This is a genomic window from Pseudomonas sp. 21615526, assembly GCF_013386245.1.
Classification (GTDB): domain Bacteria; phylum Pseudomonadota; class Gammaproteobacteria; order Pseudomonadales; family Pseudomonadaceae; genus Aquipseudomonas.
The window spans coordinates 73199-89199 of sequence record NZ_JACAOM010000063.1 but is presented as its reverse complement, the minus strand read 5'-3'; the positions used below and the strand labels follow the sequence as shown (position 1 = coordinate 89199).

The following is a 16001-nucleotide window of genomic DNA, read 5'->3' as shown; positions in this document are numbered from 1 at the left end:
TGCCTGACCCACCGCTATCGCAGGCAAGCCAGCTCCTACCTGTTGATTTGTGCCGTGTCAGCAGATGCATTTTTTCAATAGCGCCAACGACTTTCTCATTTGCCGCCCTCCCCCACGCCCGGCCTAATACTGCCCTTGTCAGTTCAAGGCCTGCCCATGGAAAACGTCCGCGCAAAACCCGCCACCGCCGTTTGGCTGATGATCAGCGTTGTGCTGGTCGCCCTCAACCTGCGCCCGTCGATGGCCGCCGTCGGCCCGTTGTTGTCGTCGATTCGCGCCGATGTGGCCCTGAGTTTCAGCACGGCCTCCCTGCTGACCATGCTGCCGGTCATGGCCATGGGCCTGGCGATGTTTTTTGGCATGGCCGTGGCCAAACGCTTCGGCGAGCATCGCAGCATTGTGCTGTCGCTGGTGGTGATCGGCCTGGCCACCGTCTCCCGGTTGTTCCTGGATTCGGCGGTTGAGCTGATCCTCAGCGCCATTGCCGCCGGCGTAGGCATCGCGATGATCCAGGCGTTGATGCCCGCCTTGATCAAGTCGCGCTTCAGCGACAACGTTTCCCTGTTCATGGGCCTGTACGTCACCGCGATCATGGGCGGCGCGGCCCTCGCCGCTTCGTTCTCGCCGTTTATCCAGGTGCAAACCGGCAGCTGGCGCATCGGCCTGGCCATCTGGGCGGTTCTCGCGGTATTGGCGCTGGTGTTCTGGTACGCCCAACGCTCGGTGCTGCCGCCGCTGCCGCAAGCCGGCGCAGGCCCGCAGGCGTCATTCTTCGGCAATCGCAGGGCCTGGTTGCTGGCGATTTTCTTCGGCCTCGGTACCGCGTCCTACACCTGCGTGCTGGCCTGGCTGGCGCCGTACTACGTGGAACAAGGCTGGAGTGAACAGAACGCCGGCCTGTTGCTGGGCTTTTTGACGGCCATGGAAGTGGTCTCCGGCCTGATTACCCCGGCCATCGCCAACCGCCGGAGGGACAAGCGGGGTGTGGTCGCGGTGCTGCTGGTGCTGATCATCGCCGGCTTCTGCGGGCTGATCCTGAGCCCGCAATACCTGAGCCTGCTGTGGCCGTGTTTGCTCGGCCTGGGGATTGGCGGCTTGTTTCCGATGAGCCTGATCCTGTCCCTCGACCACCTCGACAACCCGCGCCGCGCCGGTGGCCTGACGGCCTTTGTGCAGGGCATCGGCTACCTGATCGCCGGTTTGTCGCCGCTGATTGCCGGGATGATCCGCGACCAACTGGGCAGCTTCGAGTGGGCCTGGTGGTCACTGACGGCCGTGGTGGTGGTGATGCTGCTGATCGTACTGCGCTTCGATCCCCGGCATTACGCGCGGCATATTCGCTGAGGTCGTGTTGTAAACATTATTTGTCCCACCTCAAACAGAGAAAGGTCCGACAGAGCTTTCTATTGGTACGAGCGTTCCGTTAACATTTTGTATTGTCTTGTACCGAGTTCGGTACAAAGCGCTTGCGGACGGAACGGATGCTAAACAGCAACTTGCTTAGAAAGCTCGATATGCAGGACCTGATGGTGTTTGTCGCTGTTTACGACCAAAGCAGCGTCACCGAGGTTTCCGAAACCCTGTTCGTCAGCCAGTCCACCGTGAGCTACAGCCTGAAGAAGCTGCGCACCAGCTTCGAAGACGAGTTGTTTATCAACACCCGGGCGGGCATGCGTCCTACGTACAAAGCCGCCACCATGTACGGGCATGTGCAGAAAATCCTCGAAAGCATCAACCTGTGCCATGCCGGCAGCCAAACGTTCGACCCCACCCAGAAGGCTGTGACCTTCAACGTCTGCGCCCCCGAATACTTCGAACAGTTGATCCTGCCGCGCCTGCTGAAAAACTTCGACCGCGCCGACCTGCCGGTGATCGTCAACGTGCAGAAGCTCGAAACCGAGGTCCCGGCCGACGCCTTGCGCGACGGGCGTCTGGACCTGGTGATTTGCTTCGGGCCGCACTTTCATCGCGAGCACAAGGACATCAAGACCCAGATGCTGCTGGAGGACGACCTGGTGTGCGTGTTCGACAAACACTCGGCGCCCCGGGAACCGGCGTTCAGCCTGCAATCCTTCGTCGCCCGGCGCCATGTGTTTCCGACGCCCTGGAGTTCCGACACCAACATGATCGACGGCTGGCTGGCGCGCCAGTCCCACAAACGCCAGGTGATCGCCCGCGCCAACAGCTACAGCGCGGCGCTGAAGATGATCACCGGCACTGACTTTATCGTCACCTTGCCCCGTCGAGTGCTGAAGCTGCTGGCAGACACGACCGTGTTCGGCCATTGCGAAGCGCCGAACGGTTTGCCGGGGTTTACCCTGGATATGCAGTGGAATGAACACAGCGCGCAGGACAGCGCCAACACGTGGTTCAGGGAGCAGGTGGTGAAGGTGTGTGCGGATCAGGGGTTATTATGACCCCCTGTGGCGAGGGAGCTTGCTCCCGCTGGGCTGCGTAGCGGCCCCAAGAATTTTGGGAGCGCTTCGCACTGGAGCGCCAGCCCGGTCCAGCGGGAGCAAGCTCCCTCGCCTCAGAGTATTGCCCGTCAGCCGATGGTGACTTTGCTGTAGGACTCGCGATCCATATCGACCAGCAAGACACTGAGCTGCACCTGCAGGTCTGCAGGCCAATCGCCCAGGTCCTGCAGCGCCGCCAACAGGCTTTCCGACAATTGCTTCTTGACCTGCGGTGAACGCCCGCTGAGCAGCGACAGCTTGACCGCGATAAAAGCGCGCGGGCTGATGGACGTCCCAACCTGGAATGTCTCCACCTTCAGCGCGCGGCTTTTGATGTCGAACTCGGAACCGAACTGCCCGGACGCCATCAGCACGTTGTTGAGCCGCAACAAGGTTTTCTCAACGGCCAGCCCTGTGAGGTTGGCGGTGTATTCCAGATGCAGATGCGGCATGAAGGCTCCGAGCTTGTTGTAGGAAAAGAGTCATACATATAGCACGGGGCCGGGCGGAATCAGACCGCTTTCAGTGTGAAACTTCGGTCAGGCTGTGCAGCGAGCGATTTTCCCAGATCGCCACGATCACCAACACCGCCGACGTCAACGCCCCCAGTACCAACGCCGAAAACACCTGCTGCAATCCCAGCGGCAGCAACACCAGCAGCATCAGCAAGCCGCCCAGGTGCGAAAACGGTGGCAACGGCCGGTCGCTCATCACCCACTTGAACAGCGCACTGCCCAGCAGGAACAACCACGGGCCGGCGATGATCGCCACCACGCCTGCCTGGCTGGCATGCCCCGGATGCACCAGCACCAGTTCGTCGGCCACGGCGCTGACGATAATCCCGGCGACGATCAATACATGCAGGTAGGTGTAGGCGATCCGCGCCTGACGGCCCGGGTCGGCAGAGCTGGCAATGCGATGGTGGGCGCGCTCGGCGCCGCTGTCGAAATAGATCCACCACAGGGCGATGCTGCCCACCACTGCCGCCAGGAATGCCGCCAGCCCGTCCACGCTCCAGGGCAGCTCGGCGAAGGTCGCGCCGGTCACCAGCAACGACTCACCCAAGGCGATGATCACAAACAGGCCGCAGCGTTCGGCCATGTGGTTGCCTTCCACATTCCAGTCCGCAAGCGTCGAGGGCCCAAGCCCGGGCACCCAGAAATACACCGACGGGGAAATCAACTCGATCAACAGCGCCAGGGCCCAGAAGGCCAGGCGCTGCTCGCCTTCGAGCAGCGCACCGGTGATCCAGAACACCCCGGAAAACAGCATCCACGCCAGGATCCGCTGAAAATTGCGGGTCATGTTCAGCGACTCGCCGCGCACCGCCCACAACGCAAACAGCGTGCGTCCTACCTGCATGAACACATAGGCGCCGGCGAACAACAGCCCGCGATCGGTAAACGCCTTGGGGATCGACGAGGACAGCAACAGGCCCGCCACCATCAAACCGAACAGGCCGATGCGGATCGGGATTTTTTCCGGGTCCAGCCAGTTGGTGACCCACGAAGTGAAGATCCACACCCACCACACCGCGACCATCATCAACGCCACCTGCACGGCACCGCCGATGGACAAGTGGGCGAGCAGCGAATGGGACAACTGGGTCACGGCAAACACGAACACCAGGTCGAAAAACAGCTCGACCATGCCAACCTTGCCGCTGTCATGACTGCCGCGCCCACGCAGCAAGGAACGGGATGGGGCCATGCCTGGATCTCCCTGAAGGTTTTATCTCAAGATTTGGGTGCGACCACCGGCAGCATGTCCCGCTCGCTCATGAACGCCTCCAGCCGCGAACGCATCCAGCGCTCCGCCGGATCGGTGTCAACGTGGCTGAGCCAGACCATCGACAAGTCCAGGGTCGGGGTTTCGAACGGGAACGGTTCACAGAACAGATTGCCTCCGGCGGCCATGGCCTGGGCGGTGTAGTCCGGCAGGCTGGCGATCATGTCGGTGCCGGCGAGCAGCGCCGGCAATGCGCTGTATTGCGGCACCGAGAGCACCACGTGGCGCTTGCGACCGATTTCCGCCAGCCACTCATCGGCAAACCCGGACACGTTGGCGGTGTGGGACACCAGCACATGGGGCCGTGCGCAATATTCGTCGAGGGTCAGGGGTTTGTCCGAGGCGTCCGCCCGCAGCAGGCACGGGCGGATATGCCGCAATAATTTGCGCTTGGCATTGGCCGGCAGGCCGCGGGTCTGGGTGATGCCGACGGTGATATCCCCGGAACCCAGCAGGTCCGGGATGCGCCAGTAATCCACATGCTGCACCACGAACACCACCTGCGGCGCTTCCTGGCGCAAGGCGCGCAGCAGCGGCGGCAGCAGGCCGAACTCGACGTCATCGGACAGGCCGATGCGAAAGGTCATGGTGCTGATGGACGGGTCGAAATCGTGGGTCAGGCTCAGGGCCGACGACAAGGAGTCGAGGGCCGGCGACAGGTGCTTGATGATTTCCTCGGCCCGCGCGGTAGGTTCCATCCGATGGCCGACACGAATGAACAGCGGGTCATTGAACAACGTACGCAGGCGGTTGAGGGCCGAACTGATGGTGGGTTGCCCGAGAAACAGCTTCTCCGCCACCCGGGTCACGTTGCGTTCGAGCATCAAGGTTTCAAAGACCACCATCAAATTGATGTCGGCCTTGCGTAATTCATTGCGATTCATCGGCGACCGCCCCACTGCCCTGGATAAGTCGCAGTTTAGAAACACCCGGGGCCCTGCGTCTATGCGCACACTGTTCAACACGGGCCTTTGGGACTATAAAGCAGCTTCCAAGGCTTGCGAGAACACCATCGTGCTGGTCATTTCTGCCTTGAGCGTCCTGGTTGCCGGGATTTTGCTCTGGGCCATCAAATTCATCGCTCATCCCACCGCCAGGACACTGTTACGGGTATTTGTCGGTTTGTGCCTGGCGGCAGTCGTGGCTTACCTGGTGCTGGCTTCGGGGTTCCCTACCTCGTTGCTGGTGTGACCGGGCTCCTGCTCCTGCCCCTGACGCAAACGCAAGGCGGCCAACGCGGCCACCACCAGCACCACGGCAATCACTTTCAAGCCATTCGTGGCATTGCCGGTGCTCATCTCGATCGCGCCCATCACCGACGGCCCGACAAACCCGCCGAGCAATCCGCAGGCATTGACGAAGCCCAGCCCGCCCGCCAGCGCCACGCCCTTGAGGCGCGAGGCCGGGTAGAGAAAGATGATCGACTGCACCACAAAGAACATCACCGCCGACACACAAAAGCCCAGCAGGCTGAACACCGGCCCCGACACCGAGGCAATCCCCAGCCCCAACGCCATGGTCAGCAAACCGGTAATCAACAGCCGCCGGGCACGGGTGGGCGTGGTCGCAAAGCGCGGCAGCAACACAGCGCCGGCCGCTGCGGCAATCCACGGCAATGAGGTCAGCAAGCCGACGCTCATGGTGCTCAATTCACCGTATTTGCTGATGATGCTCGGCAGGAAAAAGATCACGGTGTAGATGGTGATCTGATGGCAAAAATACACAAAGATCGCCAGCAGGATCTGCGGTGTCAGCCAGTTCTTCAGGGAATGCCCGCCCTCGCCTGCGCCCTCTTCGGTCTCCATCGCGATGCGCTGTTCAATCCCGCGCGCCTCTGCGGCCGAGAGCCATGGCGCCTTGCTCGGACGGTCCGGCAACTTGCACCACACCACCCAGGCAAACGCGACCGCCGGCAGCCCTTCGAGCAGGAACATCCACTGCCAGCCGTGCCAGCCGAGCAGCCCGTCCATGCGCATCAACGCCGCGCCCACCGGGCCACCGATGATGTTGGCAAAACACACGCCGAGCAGGAAATACCCGGTAGCCCGCGCCCGTTGCTCGCGGTTGAACCAGTAGGTGAGGTACAGCATCACCCCGGGAAACAGGCCGGCTTCGGCAATGCCCAGCAGCAGGCGCAGGATATAGAACGAGGTCTCACCCTGGACGAACGCCATGGCCGCCGAAATCAGGCCCCAGGTCACCATGATCCGGGCTATCCAGAACCGCGCGCCGACCTTGTGCATGATCAGGTTGCTGGGGATTTCCGACAGCGCATAGGTCAGGAAAAACAGCCCGGCGCCCAGGCCATAGGCCGCTGCTGAAATCCCCAGGTCAACGTCCAGGTGGTGCTTGGCCAAGGCGATGTTGGTGCGGTCCAGGAAGCTCAGCACGTAGGCGATGATCAGCAAGGGCATCAGCTTGACGAACATCAGTTTGTTCAACTCCCGTGGTTCACGGGCGGTGTTGGCAGTCTTCATCGGGCAATTCCTCTTGGCGCCCCGCCAGCGCAACGGCTGGGGGACGCATCGGTGTTGTTCTAGGGTTCGAGTTGCGCAACCAGCGCCGGCGGGCGATGGGAAAACAGTTGCAGCAGCGCCCCGCCCAGGGCACAGCCGGCCATCACGAAGAAGCACACCGTGTAGCCGTGCAAGGTGGTCCAGCCGCCGCCCATGGCAATCAGGCTGCCCATCAGCACCGGCGCCAGGCCGCCACCGATAAACATCGCGGTGGTGATGATGCCGTTGGCGGTGGAGGTCGCCGACGGCTCGGCCGAGTCGCAGGCCACCGCGTAGTAGATCGGCCACACTGCGTTGGCCACCAGGCCGAACAGCAGTTGCACGACGATGATCAGGGTCAGGGTGTTGGCGAAGTAGAACGCACCGACACTGGCGGCCATCCACACCCCGCAGATGATCAGGGTGACGCGCCGGCCAATGATGTCCGACAGCGACGGCCACACCAGTTGCCCGAGAATCCCGGTCAAGGTGAACACCACGCTCATCCCCGCCGACTCGGCCAGGGACAGCCCGGCGATGTTGTACAGGTAGGCCGGCAGCACGATGTTGACGCCCATGTACACCACTTGGGTCAGCATCGTATTACCCGCCGTCAGGGCGATATTGCGGTTGCGCAACGTGGCGATAAAGGTGCGCCAGGCGTGGCCCTTCACTTGGCTGGCCGGTGCGTTGTCCGGCGGGGTCATGCCCTTGGCGGCGATGTCGACGTACAGCGCGGTGATGCGTTCGGCGGTGGAATACCGCGCCCAGAAAATCATCAGCGGCAACGCCACCACGAACGCGAAGAAGAACACGTAGCGCCAGTTGTCTTCACCGAAGGTGCTGATGACAAAGCTGGCGACGATGCCACTGAGCATGGCGCCGATCGGGTAACCGGTGTGGTGCGCGCCAAGGGCAAAACCACGACGCTCCACCGGCCACCATTCGGCGGTGTTGCTCACGCCCACCGGCTCGCCCCAGCCTGCGCCGAGGTTGACGCCGACCCGCAGCGCGATAAAGGTCGCGAGGTTGCCGCTCAGGGCCTTGAACCCGGAGAGGAACGAAATAGCCGTGTAGCCCAGCACCAGCGGCACCTGGAACCGCGCACGTTTCCAGCCACCGCCGTAGCGGTCACTCCACATCGAGCCGGGAATATCCAGCAGGGCCAGGGCCAGCATGATCACCGTGGCCATGGTGCCCCACTGGTCGGCCGACAAATCGAAATGCTTGGAGATGGTCGGCCCCAGGCGCAGCACGATCTCACGGTCGTAGGCGTTGAGGATCCAGATCATCCAGCACACCAGCAGCGACACCCAGGAGTGCCGGTGAATACTGCGCAGCGAGGCTTTTTTCAAGGTTGCCATGGGTTTCTCCAGGCGCGCGAGGGCGCGCACTGACACAAGGTTGCGAAAGGAAAGTGCCTTGTTGAAAAAAACGCGCTAGCTGGCGAACCGTCGCTCGGCTATTCCTTGCACGCCCAGCCCGGTGATCGCAAAAAGCGCCCCGCGCTGCTGACCGTCGGCCGGGAAACGCGGCAACGGTGGCTTGGCCATGGAGGTGACAAACAGGGTGTCCAGGTTTGGCCCGCCAAAGGTCAGGCTGGTGACCTTTTTCACCGGCATCTGGATGATCCGGTCGACCTGGCCGTCGGGCGTGTAGCGCACCAGTTTTCCGGCATAGACCAGCGCCTGCCACAGGCAGCCTTCGGCATCCACGGTGCAGCCGTCGGCAGCGCCACCGCCGCTGGTATCGACCTTGGCGAAGGTGCGTCGATTGCTCACCGCGCCGCTGGCTGGGTCGTAGTCATAGGCCCAGATCTCGCCGGACCAGGTGTCGCAAAAGTAGAACGTATCGCCCGCCGGGCTCCAGCACGGACCGTTGGACACGATGATGCCTTCGTCCAGGGTGTGCAGGCTCAGGTCCGCGTCGAGGCGGTAGAGTTTGGCGCTGGCGCTGTCTTCGAGGGTGTCCATGGAGCCGAAGACAAAGCGCCCCTGGCGGTCGACCTTGCCGTCATTGAGGCGGTTGTTGGGTAGTGCGGGTTCCGGGTCGATCACCAGGGCCAGTTCGCCGCTGTTGAGGTCCAGGAGGTGCACGCCGTTTTGCAGGGCGACGATGGCTTGCTCGCCGCTATGGCGCAGGGCCATGGAGCCGATTTTCTGGCCCACATCCCAGGCGCGCAATTCGCGCCCATCCTCGGTGCAGCGCAGGATCCGGCCGTCGGCGCTGTCGATCCAGTACAACCGTTGTTGTTCGACGTCCCACACCGGGCCTTCGCCCAGGGTGGTCTTCACGTCCACAAGCACTTCGATACGCATGGTGTTATCCCCTTTTTTGTTGTTGTGCGGGATGGGCATGGCCGCGCCGTGACGCGGCCGGTTTATCACTTAGAAATTGACCTGGTCACGCCCCTTGAGCCCGAGGATTTCCCGCGCTTCATCCGGCGTGGCGACCTGATGGCCGAGGGCTTCGATCACTGTGCGAATGCGCCGTACCTGGTCGGCGTTGGACGCGGCCAGTTTGCCCGGGCCATCCCACAGCGAATCCTCCAGGCCGACCCGGGCGTTGCTGCCCATGGACAGGCCCATGGTGGCCAGCGGAATCTGCCCACGGCCGGCGCCGAGGATCGACCACACGTAGTCGTCGCCAAACAGGCGGTCGGCGGTGCGGCGCATATGGGCCAGGTCTTCCGGGTGCCCGCCGATGCCACCGCGCAAACCGAATACCGACTGGATAAACAACGGTGGTTTCAGCAGGCCGCGCTCCAGGAAATGGGCGGCGGTGTACAGGTGGCCGATGTCGTAGCACTCGATTTCAAAACGGGTGCGGTTCTCGGCGCAGGAATTGAGGATGTGGGTAATGTCGCGGAAGGTATTGCGAAAGATCCGGTCGTCGCTTTCTTCCAGGTACGGACGCTCCCAGTCATGCTTGAACTCGGTGAAGCGGTTGAGCATTTCGTACAGGCCGAAGTTCATCGAGCCCATGTTCAGCGAGGCCAGTTCCGGCTTGAACTGCATCACCGGTTGCAGGCGCTCTTCGACGCCCATGGTCGGTGCGCCGCCGGTGGTGATGTTGATCACCACATCGCTGGCGGCCTTTATGTGCGGCAGGAATTCGGCGAACAGCGCGGGGTCCTGGCTGGGACGGCCATCGATGGGATCACGGGCATGCAGGTGGACAATGGCGGCGCCGGCTTCGGCGGCACCGATGGCGGCGTCGGCAATTTCCTGCGCGGTGATCGGCAAATGCGGCGACATCGACGGCGTATGGATGGCACCGGTGACGGCGCAGGTGATGATCACAGGACGATTTTTGGACATGACGATTCTCCGACTTTTATTCTTATGAAAAAAATCCCGGGTGTAACTTGTGTGTTCTTCCCTGGCTAAACGCTGACGCGGCCTACAGGTACTCGACGTTACCGTCGACACTGATCGCCTGGCCGGTGACATTGCGGGCGGCGGGCGAGCAGAGAAACAAGGCCATGGCCGCGATGTCTTCGGCGGTGACCATGCGTTTGAGGGAGATCTTGTTCAGGTATTCCTGGCGCATCTCGGCTTCCGGCACACCGACCTGTTCGGCACGGGCGCGGATCACGCCGTCCATGCGCGGGCCTTCAACGATGCCGGGCAGCAAGGCGTTGACGCGGATGTCGCTTTCGCCCAGCTCCGAGGCCAGGGATTTCATCAGGCCGACGATGGCCCATTTGGTCGCCGCATATGGCGTGCGCCAGGCGTAGCCGAGGCGCCCGGCGACCGAGGCGATATGCAGCAGATGGCCGTGGGACGATTCCTTGAGCATCGGCACCGCGTGGTGGGCAAAGCGGTATTGCGCCGTCAGGTTGATATTGATCGTGGCTTGCCACTCGGCATCGCTGATGGCGTCGATGCCGCCGGTGGGCCCGGCAATCCCGGCGTTGTTGACCAGCACGTCCAGCCCGCCGAATTGCTCGCGCTGCACCTGGAACACCGCCTCGATCTGCGCGGCATCGCTCACGTCGGCACGGGTGGCGACAGTGCCCGAGTACTTGTCGCGAAACGCCGCCAGGGCCGCTTCGCTGACATCACACACATGCACCTTGGCACCCGCCTCCAGATAGGCCGCCGCCAACACTTCACCGATGCCGGCAGCCCCGCCGGAAATCAACACACGTAACCCAGGATAAGGCTGCAGCCGCTGTAGGATACTCATGCACGTTTACCTCCTGAAACAGACGACCGCGAACGGTCGTTCTTGACGAGCAGGCGCGCCAGGGAATCGGCGGCCTGCATGATGTCATCGGTCACGGCCGCGCGGGCACCGGCGCCATCGCGGGCGGCCAGGGCTTCGACGATGCGCGTATGCGCCTCCATCGAGCGTTGCAAGTGAGCTTTATCGGGGGCGACCAGGGCAAAACACGGGCCCATGTGCAGCCAGAAGTTTTCCACGGCGGCCATGGTCAATTCGGCCTGGGCGACGGCATAGATCCGACGGTGAAAGGCGAAGTTGGTCCACAGGTAGCGGGAAACGTCGACTTCGTCGGCGGCCTGTTGCATCTGTTGGCAGAGGTCGGAGATTTCGTCGAGGTCGGCTTTTTCCAGGAGCAATACGGCCTTTTCTGCCAGCAAACCTTCCAGGGCGACCCGCGCATCGCGGATTTCCCGCAGGCGTTCGACCGTCATCATGCGTACCCGCAGACGAGAGGTTTCGGTGACTTCAAAGGCGTTTTCGGCGCTGAGGCGCTGGAGGGCTTCGCGCACTGGCATGGGGCTGGAGCCGAGGGCTTCGGCGAGGCCGCGGATGGTGAGTTTCTGGCCGGGCTGGAAACGACCACTCATCAAGGCTTCGCGGATCTGGCGATAGACCTGGTCTTGCAAGGTATCGCGGGACACCTGGCGCAAGGTGGGAAGGAGAAGCGGGCCATCTGTCATGAGTCAAAACCTGTGTTGTCGTTCTTATGGCTCCAATATGTGATCACAAATCAAATATGTCAAATAGTTTCCCGTTGACGGTATGGCTTCAGTCGCCGTCGACTGTATTAATCAGGGATCTATGGCGAGCGGGATACCGGCGACACCACCCTCTGCTTCGCAGGGCGGGATGAACTTCAAGGGCGGCGTGGGGAGGCGCAAAGGTTGTTTCTAGTGTGCGGTGCCCAGATGGCACGCTGGTGGAGTTGGGAATGCCGATTCAGTAAATCGTAATGTGGCGAGGGAGCTTGCTCCCGCTGGACCGGGCTGGCGCTCCAGTGCGAAGCGCTCCCAAAAATCTTGGGGCCGCTTCGCAGCCCAGCGGGAGCAAGCTCCCTCGCCACAGCAAGCTCCCTCGCCACAGTGAATTGCCTGCATCAAGGCCTGAGCGGGCGCTCCTGATCGCGCTCCGACAGCTCGGTGCCATCGTCCGGATGCTTCCAGGTCTGCGGCTTTTCTTCCTCGCGAAGCTTCCTCGCCCGCTCCTGCTCCAACTCTTCGCGCTGCTTCTGTTCGTTGCTCATACCCACCTCCCATCCGTAAGAATTGGACACACTGGGCAAGCATAGATGAGGGAGCGGTTTTGTGTGCATCCGGCAATTGATAACCACGACGCATCAATACATGTAAACAACTCACTTATCATTTCCAAATGTGTCAGCCACTATCCGCGGTCTTAAGCGAAACAAGCACTTTAAAAAGAACGCTGGAGACACAAGAAAATGCAAAACCCTTCACGGCCTGACTCTGCCCGCTCCAAAGTCGGCGCGGTCTTTCGCGTCACCTCCGGCAACTTTCTCGAACAGTTCGACTTCTTTCTGTTCGGTTTCTATGCCACCTATATCGCCGCCGCCTTCTTCCCTGCCGCTAATGAATTTGCGTCATTAATGATGACCTTCGCCGTGTTCGGCGCGGGCTTTTTGATGCGTCCGCTGGGGGCTATCATCCTCGGCGCGTACATCGATGATGTGGGCCGTCGCAAAGGCTTGATCGTGACCCTGGCGATCATGGCCAGTGGCACCCTGCTGATCGTGCTGGTGCCCGGCTATCACACCATTGGTTTGTGGGCACCGCTGCTGGTGCTGATGGGCCGGCTGTTGCAAGGTTTCTCGGCCGGTGCCGAACTGGGCGGCGTGTCGGTGTACCTGGCCGAAATGGCCACCCCGGGCCGCAAGGGTTTCTATACCAGTTGGCAATCGGGTAGCCAGCAGATCTCCATCGTGGTCGCGGCCGCCCTGGGTTATGGCCTGAACCAGTGGATGGAACCAGCCGTGGTTGCCGATTGGGGCTGGCGCATTCCGTTCGCCATCGGCTGCGTGATCATCCCGTTCATCTTCGTCCTGCGCCGCAACCTGCAGGAAACCGAAGAGTTCGCCAACCGCAAGCATCGCCCGACCATGCGCGAAGTGCTGGCCACCCTGGTGAAGAACTGGACCATCGTGATCGGCGGCATGATGATGGTGGCGATGACCACCACGGCCTTCTACCTGATCACCGTGTACGCACCCACCTTCGGCAAAACCGTACTCAACCTGACCACCGCCGACGCCCTGCTGGTGACCTTGCTGGTGGCCGTGTCGAACTTCATCTGGCTGCCCATCGGTGGCACCCTCAGTGACCGTTTTGGCCGCAAGCCGGTGCTGATCGCCATGACTGCTTTGACCGTGCTGACCGCTTACCCGGCACTTTCCTACGTGGTCAATGCGCCAAGCTTCGCGCACATGCTGGAAACCCTGCTGTGGTTCTCCTTCCTCTACGGCATGTACAACGGTGCCATGATCCCGGCCCTGACCGAGATCATGCCGGTGGAAGTGCGTGTGGCGGGCTTCTCCCTGGCCTATAGCCTGGCGACCGCGATCTTCGGCGGTTTTACCCCGGCGATTTCCACCTGGTTTATCCACGAGACGGGCGACAAGGCATCGCCCGCCTACTGGCTGATGTTCGCCGCGCTGTGCGCCCTGTGCGCGACGTTCGCACTGTATCGCCGCGCCAGCGCCCGTCTGCAAGTTGCCTGAGGAGTCGCACTGATGAACCCCATGCTGAAAACACTGGCGGTACTGGCGATCGGTTCCCTGGCGATGGTCGCCCACGCCGAAGAGCTGAAAGTCATGACCTCCGGCGGCTTCACCGCTGCCTACAAGGTGCTGGGTGCGCAATACGCCACCCAGAGCGGCGACACCCTCGACACCATCCTCGGCCCGTCGATGGGCAAGGCGCCGGAAGCGATTCCCAACCGCCTGGCCCGTGGCGAACACGCCGACGTGGTGATCATGGTCGGCTACGCATTGGATGAGCTGATCAAGCAAGGCAAGGTCGACAAGGCGTCCCGGGTTGAACTGGCGGACTCGCGCATCGGCCTGGTGGTCAAGGAAGGCGCGGCCAAGCCCTCGATTGCCACCGATGCCGAACTGAAGACGGTACTGACCAACGCCAAATCCGTCGCGTACTCGGACAGCGCCAGCGGCGTCTACGTCGAAAAGGAACTGTTCAAGAAGCTCGGCATGCCGTCCAAGGGCACCATGATCGAACGCATCCCGGTGGCCTCACAGGTGGCCAAGGGTGATTACGAAGTGGGCTTGCAACAGGTGTCCGAACTGCTGCCGATTCCAGGCGTGACCTACGTCGGAAAGATCCCCGAAGACGTGCAGTCCGTCACCCGTTTTGCCGCCGGCATTCCGGTAAATGCGCAGCACCCGGCGCAGGCGAAAAAGCTCCTGCAATTCCTCGCCTCGCCCCAGGCGCAACCGGTGGTGCAATCCACCGGCCTGGATTCGGTCTCACACTGACCGGAACGGCATCTCCCGCGTCAACCGCTCCAGTTCCAGTGCCGCCGGCGTCAACGTACGCCCGCGGCGCTTGATCAACCCCACGTTGCGCACCACCTCCGGCTCCACCAACGGCACGCTCGTCAGAATCGGATGTTCGCCGCCCGGCATCGCAATCGACGGCACCATCGCCACCCCAAGCCCCGCCTCCACCAGCCCGATCATGGTCGTCACGTGATGGGTTTCGCAGATGCTTGGTTTCTTCACCCGCACGCCGCGCAGGGCCTGGTCCAGCAGGAAGCGGTTGCCTGAGGTCTTGTCCACGGTGATGTAGTCGTGCTCGTACGCCTCGGCCCACGTCACACTGGCGCGGTCCGCCAGCGGATGCTCCCGGCGACAGGCCAGTACATAACGCTCCTGCAACAGCAGCTCGAACTCCACCCCGTCTGCCAGGCTGCCGCTGAAACTCACACCGAAATCCGCCTCGCCACTTTCCACCGCCGCACACACCTCGCCCGCACTCGCGTCCAGGACCCGCAGGCGAATCTTCGGATAGAGCTTGTGGAATTCGGAGATCACGTGGGGCATGAAGTAGTACGCGGTGGACGGCACACAGGCGATGGTGACATTGCCCATGCGGGTCGAGGCGACGTTGCTGATGCCCATCAGGGCGATGTCCAGGTCATCGAGCATGCGCTCGACTTGCGGCAGGAACGCGCGGCCGACCATAGTCAGGCTGACCCGGCGCGTGGTGCGTTCGAAGAGTTTGACGTCGAGGGCGGATTCGAGCTTCTCGATACGCCGGCTGAGGGCCGGCTGGGAGATACGGATGGCTTCGGCCGCCGCACGGAAACTGCCCTTATCTACGACGGCGCGGAAGGCCTGGAGGTCGTTGAGGTCGAAGTTGATGATCACGGGGGCAGCCATTGGTTGAGCAGATGTGGCGGGCATTATCGTATGGAGGCTGGCGGGATGCTATTGGCGCGGGCCACAGAATCGGGATCAGCCAATAACCCTACGGAAAATATGCGGTCATACATATCAGCAGGGAATTTGCGTGGGTTGGAAACGAGACTTCTGAAAAGCGTCAATACTGACAGCTCTTAGGTACCACCTCACAGGTCTAACATGGGAAAAATAGTTGTCAGCACAACACTGCTGATTTGTCTTACTGGATGCGTAGGGATCCATCTAGCCCTTCCCGATGATAAAGATGCTCACACCAACACCCGACCACAACCTACCAAACGTGAATGGTGCGGAATGACTGTATGGGCTGTAGTTCCACTCCCACTGAAATTGCCTATGTGCAACTCGCCTCCTGCCAAATCCCCGCTGTATGCCTGCGGTCCCTTTATGTTTCTCGCACCACTCATGCATGGGTATAAAGGAAATTCTTTATGCGGGAAAATTCCTGCTTAGAGCCTCTTGCAGGATGACGACGACAATCAACCGCAGCGGCAATCTTTTCCACTCACGAATACAGACTGGTAACGCAATCAATGGATGAAACAATAAAAAGGACTTCCAGCCCTGCGCCTCTCTATC

Annotated in this window: 16 protein-coding genes; 5 read left to right on the top strand and 11 right to left on the bottom strand. The window is 61.7% G+C overall.

Annotated features, from left to right (window positions below):
* Positions 1-156: 156 nt before the first annotated feature.
* Both HX786_RS18305 and HX786_RS18300 read left to right on the top strand, forming a co-directional pair.
* On the top strand, positions 157-1344 hold the full coding sequence (locus HX786_RS18305; protein WP_177008928.1) for a cyanate transporter: 1188 nt from the start codon (positions 157-159) through the stop codon (positions 1342-1344).
* A gap of 137 nt (positions 1345-1481) precedes the next feature.
* On the top strand, positions 1482-2417 hold the full coding sequence (locus tag HX786_RS18300) for a LysR family transcriptional regulator (protein ID WP_023659100.1): 936 nt from the start codon (positions 1482-1484) through the stop codon (positions 2415-2417).
* Between the two features lie 128 nt (positions 2418-2545).
* Here the strand turns inward: HX786_RS18300 and HX786_RS18295 are convergent, their stop codons facing one another.
* The 3 genes from HX786_RS18295 to HX786_RS18285 all read right to left on the bottom strand — a co-directional run bounded on the left by HX786_RS18295 (position 2546) and on the right by HX786_RS18285 (position 5128).
* Positions 2546-2908: a 5-carboxymethyl-2-hydroxymuconate Delta-isomerase gene (locus tag HX786_RS18295; protein ID WP_003211892.1), complete on the bottom strand. Its 363-nt coding sequence runs from the start codon at positions 2906-2908 to the stop codon at positions 2546-2548.
* A gap of 70 nt (positions 2909-2978) precedes the next feature.
* Positions 2979-4166, bottom strand: coding sequence for a low temperature requirement protein A (locus HX786_RS18290; RefSeq protein ID WP_177040328.1), 1188 nt, complete (start codon positions 4164-4166; stop codon positions 2979-2981).
* A 26-nt stretch (positions 4167-4192) separates the two neighbouring features.
* Complete coding sequence (locus tag HX786_RS18285) at positions 4193-5128, bottom strand: LysR substrate-binding domain-containing protein (protein ID WP_003211897.1); 936 nt, start codon at positions 5126-5128, stop codon at positions 4193-4195.
* Positions 5129-5189: 61 nt separating this feature from the next.
* Between HX786_RS18285 and HX786_RS18280 the strand changes: the two genes are divergently transcribed.
* Positions 5190-5435: a hypothetical protein gene (locus HX786_RS18280; protein ID WP_023659101.1), complete on the top strand. Its 246-nt coding sequence runs from the start codon at positions 5190-5192 to the stop codon at positions 5433-5435.
* On the opposite strand, the gene HX786_RS18275 is transcribed toward HX786_RS18280, so the two are convergent.
* From HX786_RS18275 to HX786_RS18245, 7 genes are all read right to left on the bottom strand, one after another.
* A complete protein-coding gene (locus HX786_RS18275) occupies positions 5390-6721 on the bottom strand; it encodes an MFS transporter (protein WP_087692587.1) in 1332 nt (443 codons plus the stop codon). The two genes, HX786_RS18280 and HX786_RS18275, sit on opposite strands and share 46 nt — an antisense overlap.
* A 59-nt stretch (positions 6722-6780) precedes the next feature.
* Entirely contained in the window at positions 6781-8103 is a 1323-nt protein-coding gene (locus tag HX786_RS18270; protein WP_003211904.1) for an MFS transporter, read from the bottom strand.
* Between the two features lie 75 nt (positions 8104-8178).
* A complete protein-coding gene (locus HX786_RS18265) occupies positions 8179-9057 on the bottom strand; it encodes an SMP-30/gluconolactonase/LRE family protein (protein ID WP_003211906.1) in 879 nt (292 codons plus the stop codon).
* A gap of 69 nt (positions 9058-9126) precedes the next feature.
* Complete coding sequence (locus tag HX786_RS18260) at positions 9127-10059, bottom strand: 3-keto-5-aminohexanoate cleavage protein (RefSeq protein ID WP_008437904.1); 933 nt, start codon at positions 10057-10059, stop codon at positions 9127-9129.
* Positions 10060-10141: 82 nt separating this feature from the next.
* Positions 10142-10930, bottom strand: a complete 789-nt coding sequence (locus HX786_RS18255; RefSeq protein ID WP_178912426.1) for an SDR family oxidoreductase — start codon at positions 10928-10930, stop codon at positions 10142-10144.
* Positions 10927-11649 carry a GntR family transcriptional regulator gene (locus HX786_RS18250; protein ID WP_003211913.1) on the bottom strand — a complete coding sequence of 241 codons (723 nt, stop codon included), beginning with the start codon at positions 11647-11649 and terminating at the stop codon, positions 10927-10929. The genes HX786_RS18255 and HX786_RS18250 overlap by 4 nt, the downstream gene beginning before the upstream one ends.
* A 416-nt stretch (positions 11650-12065) precedes the next feature.
* Positions 12066-12212, bottom strand: a complete 147-nt coding sequence (locus tag HX786_RS18245) for a hypothetical protein (RefSeq protein ID WP_003211914.1) — start codon at positions 12210-12212, stop codon at positions 12066-12068.
* Between the two features lie 198 nt (positions 12213-12410).
* On the opposite strand from HX786_RS18245, the gene HX786_RS18240 reads away from it, so the two are divergent.
* Entirely contained in the window at positions 12411-13703 is a 1293-nt protein-coding gene (locus HX786_RS18240; RefSeq protein WP_003211917.1) for an MFS transporter, read from the top strand.
* A gap of 12 nt (positions 13704-13715) precedes the next feature.
* Positions 13716-14474: a substrate-binding domain-containing protein gene (locus HX786_RS18235; protein ID WP_087692592.1), complete on the top strand. Its 759-nt coding sequence runs from the start codon at positions 13716-13718 to the stop codon at positions 14472-14474.
* On the opposite strand, the gene HX786_RS18230 is transcribed toward HX786_RS18235, so the two are convergent.
* Entirely contained in the window at positions 14466-15368 is a 903-nt protein-coding gene (locus tag HX786_RS18230) for a LysR family transcriptional regulator (protein WP_008437881.1), read from the bottom strand. The genes HX786_RS18235 and HX786_RS18230 overlap by 9 nt on opposite strands.
* Positions 15369-16001: the final 633 nt, after the last annotated feature.

Bases quoted from the DNA above. Each gene is read 5' to 3' on its own strand.
- HX786_RS18270 (WP_003211904.1), bottom strand. From the start codon at position 8,103: ATGGCAACCTTGAAAAAAGCCTCGCTGCGCAGTATTCACCGGCACTCC.
- HX786_RS18285 (WP_003211897.1), bottom strand. From the start codon at position 5,128: ATGAATCGCAATGAATTACGCAAGGCCGACATCAATTTGATGGTGGTC.
- HX786_RS18235 (WP_087692592.1), top strand. From the start codon at position 13,716: ATGAACCCCATGCTGAAAACACTGGCGGTACTGGCGATCGGTTCCCTG.
- HX786_RS18295 (WP_003211892.1), bottom strand. From the start codon at position 2,908: ATGCCGCATCTGCATCTGGAATACACCGCCAACCTCACAGGGCTGGCC.
- HX786_RS18260 (WP_008437904.1), bottom strand. From the start codon at position 10,059: ATGTCCAAAAATCGTCCTGTGATCATCACCTGCGCCGTCACCGGTGCC.
- HX786_RS18305 (WP_177008928.1), top strand. From the start codon at position 157: ATGGAAAACGTCCGCGCAAAACCCGCCACCGCCGTTTGGCTGATGATC.
- HX786_RS18290 (WP_177040328.1), bottom strand. From the start codon at position 4,166: ATGGCCCCATCCCGTTCCTTGCTGCGTGGGCGCGGCAGTCATGACAGC.
- HX786_RS18280 (WP_023659101.1), top strand. From the start codon at position 5,190: ATGCGCACACTGTTCAACACGGGCCTTTGGGACTATAAAGCAGCTTCC.
- HX786_RS18240 (WP_003211917.1), top strand. From the start codon at position 12,411: ATGCAAAACCCTTCACGGCCTGACTCTGCCCGCTCCAAAGTCGGCGCG.
- HX786_RS18250 (WP_003211913.1), bottom strand. From the start codon at position 11,649: ATGACAGATGGCCCGCTTCTCCTTCCCACCTTGCGCCAGGTGTCCCGC.
- HX786_RS18255 (WP_178912426.1), bottom strand. From the start codon at position 10,930: ATGAGTATCCTACAGCGGCTGCAGCCTTATCCTGGGTTACGTGTGTTG.
- HX786_RS18265 (WP_003211906.1), bottom strand. From the start codon at position 9,057: ATGCGTATCGAAGTGCTTGTGGACGTGAAGACCACCCTGGGCGAAGGC.
- HX786_RS18275 (WP_087692587.1), bottom strand. From the start codon at position 6,721: ATGAAGACTGCCAACACCGCCCGTGAACCACGGGAGTTGAACAAACTG.
- HX786_RS18245 (WP_003211914.1), bottom strand. From the start codon at position 12,212: ATGAGCAACGAACAGAAGCAGCGCGAAGAGTTGGAGCAGGAGCGGGCG.
- HX786_RS18300 (WP_023659100.1), top strand. From the start codon at position 1,482: ATGCTAAACAGCAACTTGCTTAGAAAGCTCGATATGCAGGACCTGATG.